Consider the following 12,833-nt stretch of genomic DNA (forward strand, 5'->3'; position numbering starts at 1 on the left):
GTTTCACACGCCGAGGTAGGCCTGGCGGATCTCGGGGCGCTTCATCAATTCCTGCGGCTCGCCTTCGGCCACGATGCGGCCCAGCTCCAGAACGCACGCACGGTGCGCGAGGCGCAGCGCCTGCGACACGTTCTGCTCCACGAGCACGATCGTCATGCCGCCCTGGCTGATCTTGCGCACGGCGTCGAACACGGCGGCGGTCACGAGGGGCGAGAGCCCGAGTGAGGGCTCGTCGAGCAGCAGCAGGCGCGGGCGCGCCATCAGCGCGCGGCCGATGGCCACCATCTGCTGCTGGCCGCCCGAGAGCTCGCCGGCAGGGGCCGTGAGCCTGGCGGTGAGCGCGGGGAAGAGCGCCAGAACTTCGTCCAGCGTCTCGCGCCGCTTCGCCTTGGCGGCGGGCAGGTAGCTGCCGACGTCGAGGTTCTCCGCGACGGTCATGCCGGTGAAGAGGCGCCGGCCTTCCGGCACGAGCGCGATGCCGGCTTCGCAGAAGCGGTGCGGGGCCAGCCCGGTGATGTCGCGGCCCTCCATCGTGATGCGGCCGGCGCGTGGCGGCAGGATGCCGGCTAGCGTATTGACGAGGGTCGTCTTGCCCGCGCCATTGGGGCCGACCACGCACAGCAACTCGCCCTGCGTGACCTTCATCGACACGTCCCACAGCGCGCGCGCTTCGCCGTAGGCGACGGTGAGTTGCTGCAGTTCAAGCATGCGCAACTCCCAGGTAGGCGCTCATGACGGCGGGGCGCTGCATCACCTCGCGGGGCTCGCCCTCGGCCAGCATCGCGCCCTGGTCGAACACGACGATGCGGTCGGTGAGCGCCATGACGGCGTCCATCACGTGCTCCACGAACACGATGGTGGTGCCCTGGTCGCGGATGCGGCGGATCAGTTCGACGGCGGAGTGGATCTCGGTGGGCGTGAGGCCGCACAGCACTTCGTCCAGTAGCACGAGCTTGGGCCGGGAGGCGAGGGCGCGCGCGAGCTCGAGGAACTTGCGCTGGTGCAGGTTGAGCTCGCTGGGCAGCGCGTCGGCCTTGGCGTCGAGGTTCGTGAAGGTGAGCCAACGCCGCGCCTCCATGCGGCCGGCCTCCAGAGTCTTGAGGCCATCGCCCGCGTACATCGCCGCGATGGCGACGTTGTCCAGCACCGTCATCTGCGAGAACGGGCGCGGGATCTGGTAGGTGCGCGCGATGCCCGCGCGCGCGATGCGGTGCGCGGGCAGGCCGGCGATGTTGCGGCCGTCCAGCCACACCTCGCCGCCGTCGGCTTCGTAGTGGCCGGACACGACATTGATGAAAGTGGACTTGCCCGAGCCGTTGGGGCCGAGCAGGCCGAGGATCTCGCCCTGGCGGACTTCGAGCGAGACGTTCGAGAGGGCCTGCACGCCGCGGAAACTTTTCGACAAGCCGCGCACTTGCAACAGGACTTTGCCGTCATCCCCGCGGAGGCGGGGATCCAAGGCGTCCGGAAGCTTTGGATTCCCGCCGTCGCGGGAATGACGGAATGCTCCCATCACGCCTTGCGGCATGAACAGGATGCCGATCACCAGGATCAACCCGATCGCACCCTTGCCCAGCACCGCGAACTGGCTGCCCGTGAACGCAAACAGCAGGCACGTGATCGCCACCGCGCCTATCGCCGGCCCCGCCCAGTGCCGCGAGCCGCCGAGGATGCTCATGAGCACCACCGTCAGCGGCACCGTCAGGTTGAACGTCTCCGCCGTCGTCACGTACGACACGAACAGCGCGTGGATGCCGCCGACCCAGCCGGCGAGTGCGCACGAAACCGCGAGCGCGGCGAGCTTCCACCGGTAGCTCGGCACACCCATCACCTCCGCCGCGTCCTCGTCGTCGTGGATGGCGAACAGGCCCGCGCCGAAGCGGGACTGGCGGATGACCCACGAAACCAGCATCGTGACCACGGCGGCGACAAGCATCATCAGATAGAGGCTCGATGTTGGTGTCGGCCCGAGCTTGGGCACCGGCACCGCGTTCAAGTACACACCGGGCCCGCCGTCGATGGGCGTATTGCCGACGATGGTGGCCAGCACGAAGGTCACGGCGAGCGTGAGCAAGGCGAACAGCTCACCGCGCACGCCGCGTACGCGGAATGCCACCGCGCCAACGCCGACACCGATCGCAGCCGCCACCAGCGCAGCAACGGGGAGCGTCAGCAGGAACGGCCAGTTGAACTTCACCGCCAGCGTCGCCGACGTGTACACACCCGCGCCGAAGAACGCCCCGTGCCCGAACGAGAAGTACCCGGCGTAGCCCGAGAGGATGTTCCACGACGTGGCGAGCACGATCCAGAACAGCGCGAGGTAAAGAAATGACTCGTAGAACGCGGGCGGCTTCAGGAACGGCAGGGCAGCCAGCAGCACGCCAGCGCCGAGGATCGCGGCCGGAGCCCTGCGCAGCTTCACCGCACGCGCCCCGGCCGCACGAGCAGGATGGCGATGAGCAGCGTGAACGAAACCAGCGGCGCCCATGACGGCGACGTCACGGCCATCGTCACCGCCTCACTGACGCCGATGACGATGCCGGCCACCAGCGGCCCGAGCGCGCTGCCGAGCCCGCCCAGCATCACGGCGGCAAACACCACGCCCACCCACGTGTACATCTGCGACGGGCTGATGCTGCTGGAAAGCGCGATGCACACGCCGGCGACGCCTGCGAGCGCCGCGCAGAACCCCGCGAGCAGGAAGCCGTTGCGGCGCTGGTTGATGCCGAAGGCGGCTGCAACGGGCGCGTCCTCCGCGGAAGCGCGCAAGGCCTTGCCGAGGTCGGTGTGCCGCAGCACCACCCATGCCGCCACCGAGATTGCAACGGCGAGCCCGAGCGTGAGCAGCTCGGGGATCGGCAAGTAGAGTGGACCCAGGCGCAGCTTCATGTCCGCGTAGTGCGACTCCAGCTTGCGCGGGTCTGCCGTCCAGATGCTCTGCATCAGCGACTCGACGATGCCCATGCAGCCGAACGTGAGCAGCAGCGAGGAGAAGGGCGTGAGCTTGAACCTGTCCGTCAGCCAGTGCAGACCGGAGCCCAAGGCGAACATGAGCGGCACGATGCCCGCCAGCGTGAGCAGCGGGTCCACCTTGGACACCACCGCGAACTGGTAGCAGAGATACGCCGACAGGAATGCGAAGGCGAAGTGCGTGAGGTTGATGGTGCGCAGCAAGCCCCAGCTGAGCCCGAGGCCCAGCCCGAGCAGGCCGTAGAGTGCCCCGGCGAACACGCCCGACAGGATCGACTGCGCGAGCAGTGTCCAGCTGGGGAAAGACATCAACGCGCCGTCATCTTCGCGCCGGGCGCGGCGAACTCGGGCGGGTACACCACCTGCCACTTCCCGTTCTGCACCTGCTTGATCCGCATGAGGTCGTCGCCATAATTCGAGGGCCCGTCGAAGCGCAGCGAACCCTGGATGGTGTCCACGCGGTTCTTCTTCAGGTAGTCGGCAATGGCCTTGTCGTCGAGGCTCTTCGTGGCGATGACGGCCGCCTCGAGGATCTGCCACGCCGTGAACGAAGCCGCGGCCTGCACCTCCACCGACGTGTCGGGGAAGTTCGCCGCCTTCGCGCGCTCATGGTAGGTCTTGATGAACGCATCCGCCTTCGGCCGCGAAGTGAACGGCGGGTGCTCCTCGAAGATGGTCACCGACAGCGCACCGCTCGCCTCGGGGAGCGTCACCAGCGGCCCCGGCGCGGGGTACAGGTAGAAGTGCTGCGGCGGCGCATAGTCGATCTTCTTCATCGCATCGAGCAGCAGGTTGCCATCGAGCCCGATCGCGCCGACCCACACGAAGTCCGGCTTGGCGTCCTTGATTCGGCTGGCGATCGGCCCGAACTCGCGGTTGCCGAATTCCCATTCGAGGAACAGCACCTCCTGCAGCCCGCGCTTCTTGATCGTCTCGCGCGCGCCCATCGACATAAAGTGGATCGAGGGGAACTTGCTGGTGACCACGGCCACGGTCTTCGGCGGCTTCGGGCCCTTCGCGAGCGCTTCGAACACCGTGTTGGTGGTCGTGTTGCCGGGGTCCGAGCCGAGCGACCACGCGGGGAACTGCATCTCGTACTTGGCGAGCGAGGGCACGCCCAGCGTGTGGTGCACCAGCACCTTGTTGTAGCGCTGCGCGACGCCCATCGCGGACAGGATGGCGCCGGTGGCGTACGGGCCCATCAGCAGGTCCACCTTGTCGGCGGTGATCAGCTGCTCGTACAAAGTACGCGCGAGGTCGGGCTTGGACTGGTCGTCCTTCAGCACCCATTCCACGCGGCGCCCGAGCAGGCCGCCACGCTTGTTGAGGTCTTCGACGTAGATGTCGCCCACGAGCTTGTGCACCTGCGCCGTCGCGGAGAGCGGGCCGGTGAGCGCGAGCGTGCTGCCGATGCGGATGGGTGGCTGCTGGGCCCAGGTGGCCAGCGGCGCCGCCGCGGTGAGCGCGGCCGCAGCCAGGACGGTGCGGCGGGGGAACGAACGCGTGTGTGTCATGGCTGTCTCCTTGGTGAATTCCTCTCGACCCAGTCGTCGAACTTCGCGAGCACGCCGCGCAGGAACTCCTGCGTGTCGGGCACGAGCTTGCCCTCGGCATCGAACAGCGTCGCGACGCGGCTCAAGTAGACCTCGGGGTGCGGCATCGTCAGTGCGCCCGCACCAGCGAGCGCCTGCTTGAGCGCGAACGAGCCGGCGAGGCCACCCAAGGGGCCGCTGCTTTGTGCCATCACGAGCGCGGGCTTGCCGGGCCAGAGGTTCATGCCGTTCGGTTTGGACGCGATGTCGATCGCGTTCTTGATGCCGGCCGGGATGGAACGGTTGTATTCGGGCGTGATGAAGACGATGCCGTCGGCGGCGCGCACGCCGTCGCGCAGCTGCTTCCACGCAGGCAGCTCCTCGAGGTCGCCGTTGTAGAGCGGCAGCTCGCCGATGGCCAGCTCATGGAACTCGGTGCCCGCAGGTGCGAGCGCGGGCAGGTGGGCGGCGATACGCCGGCTGTTGGACTCGCGCCGCAGGCTGCCGACGATGGTTGCGATGCGCTTGCTCATGCGGGGGCTTCGGTGGAAAGCATCGCGTCGATCTCGCCGTTGTGCTCGCCCAAGGTGGGTGGTGGGCGAACTTCGAGCGAGCGCTGGCCGTCGAAGCTGACGGGTGGGCGAACGGTGTGGAAGTCGCCCATCGTGGCGTGGTGCGCGTGGACCAGCAGTTCCAGGTGCTTGGCTTGCGGGTCTTCGAGCGCCTCGTCGGTGGAGTACATCGGCGCGTGCGGCACGTCCTCGGCGAGAAGCCGCGCGCACCAGTCCTCGCGCGTGCGCGTCGCGAAGCGTTCCGACAGCAACTCGATCATCGCCTCCTGGTTGTCGATACGCGCCTCGCGCGTGGCGAAGCGCGCGTCCTTGAAGATGTCCGGGCGCTCCACCGCGTTGGCCAGCCCCTGCCAGAACTTCTCGGGCGATGACATGTGCAGCGCGATCCACTTGCCGTCCTTGCACGCCATCACGTAAGACTGCGACACGCGCGGGCGGCTGAAGGGCCCCATCACCTCGCCGGCGGAGTAGTAGTGCGTGAAGGCGTCGAGGTTCCAGTGCGCCATGGCTTCGAGCATCGACACTTCCACCTTGCGGCCCTTGCCGGTGCGCGAACGTTCGAAGAGGGCGCCGAGCACGCCGTAGGCAGCGTAGAAGCCGGTGACCGCATCCGCAATGGCTGGGCCCACCACGCGCGGGTTCGCTGGATTCACCAGCAGCTTGAGATAGCCGCTCGCAGCCTGCGCCACCGTGTCGTAGCTGGGGCGCTGCGCCGACGGGCCTGTGGCGCCGAAGCCGCTGATGGAGCAGTACACCAGGCGCGGGTTCAGCTCGCGCAATTGCTTGTCGCCCACACCCAGCTCCTCCGCCACGCCGGGCCGGAAGTTCTGGATGTAGACGTCGGCCGTCTTCACCAGCGCGTAGAGCCGCTCGCGGTCCGCCGCCTGCTTGGTGTTGAGCGTGATGCTGCGCTTGTTGCGGTTGTAGGTCTGGAAGTGCGGGCTGTACAAGCCGCCCTTGAAGGCGCGGAAGGGATCGCCGGTGCCCGGCTGTTCCACCTTGATGACGTCGGCGCCGAGGTCGCCCAGCAGCATGCCGCACGCGGGGCCCGTGATGAACGTGCCCTGTTCGAGCACGCGCACGCCGTCGAGCACGCCTTTCACTTGTCGCCCTCGTAGATCAACTCGCGCGTGGCCTGGTACGACAGCGCGAAGCCGCTCGGCGTGACCGCTTCCTCGGTGAGGTGCGCGATGAGGCTCGCGGTGCGCGCGAGGATCGGCACGCCACGCAACGCGCGCAGCGGGAAGTTGGTGCCGAGCAGCACCGCTGGGATGGCCGCGGACACGTTGAGACGCAGGTCCTTGCCGACGACCTCGGGAATCACGCGCTCCACGGCCTCCGCGATCTCGACGAAACGCAGGCTCGTGCCCGCCTCCTTCGCCACGCGAAACAGCGCCGCAACGCGCGGGTCACGGTCCTTGTGCAGCGGGTGGCCGTAGCCCGGCACCGGCCGGCCCATCTCGCGCCAGCGGCGCACCACCTTCGCAGCGGCGGCTTCGAGATCGCCCGTGCCCGCGCCCGCATGCACTTCGGCAAACAACTGGCCCGCCGTTTCCGAAGCACCCAGGATCACGCTGCCGCAACCCAGCACACCCGCCGCCACCGCGCCCTGCAAGGCATCCGGCGCCGCCGCATACGTCATGCGGCTCGCCTGAACGCTCGGCACCATGCCGTGCTCCGCGATGGCAACCAGCGTGGCGTCGAGAACCATCGCATCGCCCTTCGTGGGCCGCTGCCCGGTGACCAGCAGGCTGAAGTAATCGGTGAACGAGATGCGCCCGATCAGGTCGCGGCACAGGTCCTGGCCGCGCACGGTGATGGAGTGCTCGTCCGACGTGCTGATCGCGGTGCGCGGCACCGTCGACTTGCCGATCTTGTTGATGTTGCTGCTCATGATGTGGGGATCAGCCGGAAGTCGAAATTGGCGACGTGGTAGGGCTTGTTCATCTTCCGCCCGTCCATCGCCGTGCCGGGCTCGTGCTTCTCGAATTCGACGATGAGGCTTTCGCGCACGCCGAACACCGCGTCCGAATCGAGGTAGGGGCTGCCCTTGACGAAGAGGTGCGTCGTCACCTCCTTGTGCCCCGGCGCCGACACCTTCATGTGGATGTGGCCCGGCCGGTTGGGGTGCCGGCCCATCTTGCGCAGCATGTCGCCCACCGGGCCGTCGTCCGGCACCGGGTAGTAAGTGGGCCGGATCGACCAGAACCAGTAGCGGCCCTCGTGGTCCGTGCGGATGCGGCCGCGCGCCTTCATGCCGCTGTCCGCGCGCTGCATGTCGTACACGCCTTCGCCGTCGCCGGACCACACGTCGAGCAGCGCGCCGGCGAGGGGCTTGCCTTCGAGGTCGGTCACGCGGCCGTTGTAGAGGGCGGGCTCGCCGGAAACGCCTTCGCCGATGTCGCCACCTAGCGGCGTGTCCGGTGCGCCGACCCAGTAGAAGGGCCCTTGCACCGTGGCATCGGTGGGCGGTGTTGCACCGGTGCGGCCCTTGAGTGCGCGCGCATGTTCGAGCGCCACCACCAGCATCGACACGCCCAGCGTGTCGGATAGCAGGATGAACTCCTGGCGCTTGTCGTCGCAGGCCTTGCCGCAAGCGGTGAGGAACTCGATGGCCTTGAACCACTCGTCGCCCTTCAAGTCGACGTCGCGCGCGAAGTCGTGCAGGTGGCGGATGAGCGAGGTCATCACCTGCTTGAAGCGCGGGTCGTTGCAGTCGGTGAGCCGCGCGATGACCGCGTCGGTGATGCTGAGCGTGTCGTATTCCATCTGTGCCATGGCGCGGCCCTCCACGTTGATGGGGCGGGACTGTATCGATTGACACCGCACCGCAGAAGTGAAGAATTTCGATGGTCTGGATCGATGCTGTCGATCATTTGCACGGGTTAACCCTATGGAATTGCGGCACCTGCGGTACTTCGTCGCCCTGGCCGAGTGTTTGAGCTTCACCCGTGCGGCGGAGCGCGTGCACGTGACGCAGAGCACGCTGTCACACCAGATTCGCCAGCTGGAAGAGGAGCTGGGGCACGACCTGTTCGACCGCATCGGCAAGCGCGTGGTGCTCACGGAGGCGGGCGAGACGTTCCTTGCGTATGCGGCAAAGGCGTTGCGCGAAGTCGATCAAGGTCTGTCGGATCTGTCGCGAAGTGCCGAGGCCTTGTCCGGCGAAGTGCGCATCGGCGCCACGGGCACGTTCAACATCGAGTTCGTGCCGGAGTGCCTCGCGCTCTTCCTGCAGCGCAACCCCACGGTGAAGGTGAGCGTGGAGGAGCTGTCGGGCGACGTCATCGCGCAGAAACTGATCGACGCATCGCTCGATGTCGGCATCGCGTATCAGCCCGCGGACGCACAGCGCCTGTGGTTCGAGCCGCTCTACACCGAGGAGATGGTGCTGGTGGTGGGCGCCACGCACCCGCTCGCGCAGCGCAAGCGCGTGCGCATGGCGGAGCTGCACCGCCAGAGCCTGGTGCTGCTGCCGCATGCCTTCACCACGCGCGGCATGCTGGACCATTGCTTCCGCACGAGCGGTGCGGAGCCGGTGGTGGCGGCGGAGATGAACACCATCGCGCCGATGATCGGGCTCGTTGCGCGCACGCAGCTTGCGGCCATCGTGTCGAGCCATGCGGTGACGCCGCAGGCGGACGTGCGCATCATCCCGCTGGAAAGCCCGACGCCCGTGCGCACGCCGGGCTTGCTGTGGAAGCGCGATGCGAAGCAGCCGGCGGCGGTGCGGTCGTTCGCGGCCTGCATCCGCAAGTTGGCGTTGGGCAAGAGCTTGCGCGCCGCTGCATAGTGCGGCTACGCTGGCGCCTTCACCGCAGGAGAGCACGATGAGCTTCGACACACCCCTGACCCGGCTGCTCGGCATCCGGCACCCCGTCCTGCTCGCGCCCATGGACGTGGTGGCCGACGCGAAGCTATCCGCGGCGGTCAGCGCCGCGGGCGGGCTTGGGCTGCTCGGCGGCGGCTATGGCGACCGCGAATGGCTGGCGCGCGAACTCGCTGCCGTGTCCGCGTCGCAACAGCCGTTCGGCGTGGGCTTCATCACGTGGAGCTTGCGCAAGCAGGAGTCGCTGCTGGACCTGGCCCTCGAATACAAGCCGCGCGCCGTGATGCTCTCCTTCGGCGACCCGGCCGGGTTGGTCGACCGCATCCACGCCGCGGGCTCCCTCGCGATCTGCCAGGTGCAGACGCTGGCGATGGCGCGCGAGGCGCTTGCCGCAGGCGCGGACGTGCTCGTCGCGCAAGGCGCGGAAGCCGGCGGGCACGGCGCGTCGCGCGGGCTCTTCACGCTGCTGCCGGAGATCGTCGATGCGAGCGCGGGCAAGGTGCCCGTGGTGGCGGCAGGCGGCATCGCCGATGGCCGTGGCATGGCCGCGGCGCTGGTGCTCGGTGCGTCGGGCGTGCTCGTCGGCACGCGTTTCTATGCGTCGCAAGAGTCGCCCGCTGCATCGGCCGCGAAAGAGCGCATCTGCCGGGCGGGCGGTGACGACACCGTGCGCAGCATCGTGTTCGACATCTCGCGGCGCAATGTGTGGCCGGCGCCGTTCAACGGCCGCTGCATGCGCAACGGCCACACGGAGCGCTGGCTGGGCCGCGAGGTGGAGCTGATGCAGAACATCAACGCCGAGGCCGAGCGCTATGCGCGTGCGCGGGCTGCGGCGGACTTCGACGTGGCCGCGGTGATCGCCGGCGAGGCCGTCGGTCTGGTCAACGAGGTGTTGCCGGCCGGCGAGATCGTGAACCGCATGGTGGCCGACGCGGCCCGGCGCAGCGCCCAAGGCTGAGCGGGCCGCGCCTGCCGGGGTGGGACAATCCGGGCATGCGCATTTCAGAGATCAGGCAACGGCTGCGAGAAGCTGGGGCCCTGCCCACCCATGAGTTCCGCGTGCTGCGCCTGTGGTCGCAGGCCTTGCCGCAGACGAGCGGGCCGCGGCGCATCGAGGACTTCCTGCCGCAGGCGCTGCGCGATGCGCTGCCTGCGATCGAGGCGCAGCTCGATGGCTTGGCGCATGTCATCTCAGCGCATCCCGGTGAAGACGGCGGCGAGCGGCTGCTCGTCGGTCTGGCCGATGGCCAGTCGGTGGAGAGCGTGCTGCTGCCGCGCGCGGATGGCTTGTGCATCTCATCGCAAGTGGGCTGCGCCGTCGGCTGCGTGTTCTGCATGACAGGCCGCAGCGGGCTGGTGCGGCAAGTGGGCAGCGCCGAGATGGTGGCGCAGGTGGTGCTGGCGCGCACGCGGCGGCCGGTGAAGAAGGTGGTGTTCATGGGCATGGGCGAGCCCGCGCACAACCTGGACAACGTGCTCGAAGCCATCGACCTGCTGGGCACGGCGGGCAACATCGGGCACAAGAACCTGGTGCTGTCGACCGTGGGCGACCCGCGCGTGTTCGAGCGCCTGCCGCAGCAGCAGGTGAAGCCGGCGCTGGCGTTGTCGTTGCATACGACGAAGGCGCAGCTGCGTGCGCGCTTGCTGCCGCGCGCGCCGGCGATGACGCCGGAGGAGATCGTCGAGCGCGGGGAAGCCTATGCGCGGGCGACAGGGTATCCGATTCAATACCAGTGGACGCTGCTGGAAGGCATCAACGACGGGGACGATGAGGTTGAAGGGATCGTGCGGCTGCTGGAGGGGAAGTACGGGGTGCTGAACCTGATTCCGTACAACACCGTCGACGGGCTTGATTTCAAGCGGCCGCCGGCCGAGCGTGCAAGGGAGATGCTGCGCACGTTGATGCGCAGGCGCATCCTCACCAAGCTGCGGCAGTCGGCGGCGCAGGATGTGGAGGGCGGGTGCGGGCAGCTGCGGGCGCGTGCGATGGGCGGCGGGTCAGTGCAGCGTGTCGAGTGGGCTGGGCGTGCCGCCCGCGGCAACCTTCAGGACGTGCGTGTAGATCATGGTGGTGCTGACGTCGCTGTGACCGAGTAGCTCCTGCACGGTGCGGATGTCGGTACCGCGCTGAAGCAGGTGCGTGGCGAAACTGTGGCGAAGCGTGTGGGCCGAGACACGCTTGGCGATGCCAGCCTTCGAGACCGCCGCTTTGATTCCGCGTTGCAGGCGCTCCTCGTACAGGTGGTGACGGCGGACGACGCCCGTGCGCGGGTCCGTTGCGAATGTGGGTGAGGGGAACACCCAGAACCAGCCCCAGCTCTGGCCGACCTTGGGGTATTTGCGCTCGAGTGCGTGAGGTACTTCAACGCCTGCTCGGCCGGCGTGATGGTCGGAGGTCCAGACGGCTCGCGCGGCGGCGACCTGAAGGCGCAGCGGTTCCGCGAGCGCTTTGGGCAACATGACGACCCGGTCCTTGTTGCCTTTGGCTTCGCGCACGACGATGGCGTGCCGGTCGAAATCGACGTCCTTGATGCGCAGGCGCATCGCTTCCATCAGGCGCATGCCCGTGCCGTACAGAAGGCGCGCGATCAGTGCCGTGCCCTGTGGCATGGCGTCGAGCAGCGAGCGAACCTCTTCGGACGTGAGCACGGTGGGGATGCGGCGCGTGTATGCGGGGCGTTGAAGGTTTTCCAGCCATGGCAACTCGGTGCCAAGCACCTCGCGATACAGGAAGAGAAGAGCGCTCAGTGCCTGGCTGTGGGTGGACGGGGACACGCGACGCTGCGTGGCAAGCATGGTGAGAAATGCCTGGACTTCCTCTTCGCCCAGCGTGCGCGGGTGACGAAGGCCGGACCAGCGCACGTACATGCGGATCCAGTACACGTACGCCTTCTCGGTGCGGAGGCTGTAGTGCAGATAGCGCGCGCGCTCGCGGACCTGTTCGAGCAGGCGGGGCTGTGCGGAGGTGGATGGCGCAGCGCTGCGGGTTTCCATAGTGCTTTATACTGTATGAAAAGCCAGCTATCAACCGCTTGCCCGCGTGGATGCTTGCTGGCAGACTGCCCGCTCGGGCAAGAAACGGCTTTATCCGGCGGTTTTATCCGTCACGCGATCAACGCGTGGTGCGCGGGATATGAGGTCGTTTTTGAAGTGAGCTCGTTGCACGGGAGGTGAGCGAAAAATGCTTCAGCGTCAGCTAGTTACCACGGCTTGGTCACCAGTCTTATCCAGCGAGTGCGGGATAAGAAGTTTCGGTGTGCGGTCCACATTACGTTAGACGGCACGAAACGCATGGTCGCGATTGAAGCGCAGAACGAGAAGGGCTGGCGATGGATTTCGGCCATTTGCCGTCATCGGGAGACCGCAGAAGCATTCCTTGCCTCGGTTCCCCCTGAACTCCGTGGGTTCCAGCGGTTGGTCGAGATTCCGCATGAACGCTACCCGCTCTTCGTCATCGAAGATCGGCAGTTCGAATATGGGAAGGCCGACCTTGTGCGAAAGCGTCTCGCTGAACCCCAGCCTTCCGGCAACGAAGACGCCGTCCTGTTGAACGTCTACATCGTCCGGGAGGACTTCGTGCCGCAATACCCCGGTAGGGACTCAATGGGGTACCTTTACCATTGGCACATTACCGACGAGGCGCTTGTGCCGCCCCGTAGCCATGTGATCGCCGAAGAACTTCTGGAGGCCGAGCGCGATGCCGTCTAACAAGTCGGTCGACACGGACACGCACCGGCAGCGCGCCACAAGGCGCGCGGGTGATCGTGCACTTTGTGGCGCGCTGCCGGTGCGTGCCGGTCACCTCCAACTACAAGGGCTTCCCCGTCTGTCAAGCGATTGAATTCCTCGAGCGAAGCTCGATCTCCATTCTTCAAATTGCGTGCGCAGGCAGATTGCAGCGAAGGATGCGGACAGCGAAACTACAAACGG

The 12,833-nt window shown here is 67.3% G+C and carries 13 protein-coding genes; 4 read left to right on the forward strand and 9 right to left on the reverse strand.

Going from position 1 to position 12,833, the window contains the following annotated elements; all coding sequences use genetic code 11:
- Positions 1 to 3: 3 nt before the first annotated feature.
- Genes H8R02_RS26005 through H8R02_RS26040 form a run of 8 tightly spaced genes read right to left on the reverse strand, consistent with a single transcriptional unit; the run spans position 4 to position 7,852 of the window.
- Positions 4 to 708 (reverse strand): ABC transporter ATP-binding protein, encoded by a 705-nt coding sequence (locus tag H8R02_RS26005; RefSeq protein WP_187084426.1) that lies wholly within the window; start codon positions 706 to 708, stop codon positions 4 to 6.
- Positions 701 to 2,422 carry a branched-chain amino acid ABC transporter ATP-binding protein/permease gene (locus tag H8R02_RS26010; protein WP_354004976.1) on the reverse strand — a complete coding sequence of 574 codons (1,722 nt, stop codon included), beginning with the start codon at positions 2,420 to 2,422 and terminating at the stop codon, positions 701 to 703. Before H8R02_RS26010 ends, H8R02_RS26005 begins: the two co-directional genes overlap by 8 nt.
- Entirely contained in the window at positions 2,419 to 3,279 is an 861-nt protein-coding gene (locus H8R02_RS26015; RefSeq protein ID WP_187084428.1) for a branched-chain amino acid ABC transporter permease, read from the reverse strand. Before H8R02_RS26015 ends, H8R02_RS26010 begins: the two co-directional genes overlap by 4 nt.
- Positions 3,279 to 4,484: an amino acid ABC transporter substrate-binding protein gene (locus tag H8R02_RS26020; protein WP_187084429.1), complete on the reverse strand. Its 1,206-nt coding sequence runs from the start codon at positions 4,482 to 4,484 to the stop codon at positions 3,279 to 3,281. Before H8R02_RS26020 ends, H8R02_RS26015 begins: the two co-directional genes overlap by 1 nt.
- The gene (locus H8R02_RS26025; RefSeq protein WP_187084430.1) at positions 4,481 to 5,035 is read right to left on the reverse strand and encodes an NADPH-dependent FMN reductase; all 555 of its coding nucleotides are present in this window, start codon (positions 5,033 to 5,035) and stop codon (positions 4,481 to 4,483) included. The genes H8R02_RS26020 and H8R02_RS26025 overlap by 4 nt, the downstream gene beginning before the upstream one ends.
- Complete coding sequence (locus H8R02_RS26030; RefSeq protein ID WP_187084431.1) at positions 5,032 to 6,177, reverse strand: CaiB/BaiF CoA transferase family protein; 1,146 nt, start codon at positions 6,175 to 6,177, stop codon at positions 5,032 to 5,034. The genes H8R02_RS26025 and H8R02_RS26030 overlap by 4 nt, the downstream gene beginning before the upstream one ends.
- Entirely contained in the window at positions 6,174 to 6,968 is a 795-nt protein-coding gene (locus H8R02_RS26035; protein WP_187084432.1) for a citryl-CoA lyase, read from the reverse strand. Before H8R02_RS26035 ends, H8R02_RS26030 begins: the two co-directional genes overlap by 4 nt.
- Positions 6,965 to 7,852 carry a dioxygenase family protein gene (locus H8R02_RS26040; protein WP_187084433.1) on the reverse strand — a complete coding sequence of 296 codons (888 nt, stop codon included), beginning with the start codon at positions 7,850 to 7,852 and terminating at the stop codon, positions 6,965 to 6,967. The genes H8R02_RS26035 and H8R02_RS26040 overlap by 4 nt, the downstream gene beginning before the upstream one ends.
- Before the next feature lie 115 nt (positions 7,853 to 7,967).
- Between H8R02_RS26040 and H8R02_RS26045 the strand changes: the two genes are divergently transcribed.
- Genes H8R02_RS26045 through H8R02_RS26055 form a run of 3 tightly spaced genes read left to right on the forward strand, consistent with a single transcriptional unit; the run spans position 7,968 to position 11,000 of the window.
- Entirely contained in the window at positions 7,968 to 8,867 is a 900-nt protein-coding gene (locus H8R02_RS26045) for a LysR substrate-binding domain-containing protein (RefSeq protein WP_187084434.1), read from the forward strand.
- Positions 8,868 to 8,904: 37 nt separating this feature from the next.
- Positions 8,905 to 9,861, forward strand: coding sequence for an NAD(P)H-dependent flavin oxidoreductase (locus H8R02_RS26050; protein WP_187084435.1), 957 nt, complete (start codon positions 8,905 to 8,907; stop codon positions 9,859 to 9,861).
- A 35-nt stretch (positions 9,862 to 9,896) separates the two neighbouring features.
- Positions 9,897 to 11,000, forward strand: a complete 1,104-nt coding sequence (locus H8R02_RS26055; protein ID WP_187084436.1) for an RNA methyltransferase — start codon at positions 9,897 to 9,899, stop codon at positions 10,998 to 11,000.
- On the opposite strand, the gene H8R02_RS26060 is transcribed toward H8R02_RS26055, so the two are convergent.
- Complete coding sequence (locus H8R02_RS26060) at positions 10,902 to 11,897, reverse strand: integron integrase (protein WP_187084437.1); 996 nt, start codon at positions 11,895 to 11,897, stop codon at positions 10,902 to 10,904. The genes H8R02_RS26055 and H8R02_RS26060 overlap by 99 nt on opposite strands.
- Before the next feature lie 297 nt (positions 11,898 to 12,194).
- On the opposite strand from H8R02_RS26060, the gene H8R02_RS26065 reads away from it, so the two are divergent.
- Positions 12,195 to 12,611, forward strand: a complete 417-nt coding sequence (locus tag H8R02_RS26065; protein WP_187084438.1) for a hypothetical protein — start codon at positions 12,195 to 12,197, stop codon at positions 12,609 to 12,611.
- Positions 12,612 to 12,833 lie beyond the last annotated feature (222 nt).

Origin of the sequence: Ramlibacter albus (genome assembly GCF_014297445.1) — a bacterium.
Taxonomy (GTDB): Bacteria; Pseudomonadota; Gammaproteobacteria; order Burkholderiales; family Burkholderiaceae_C; genus Ramlibacter; species Ramlibacter albus.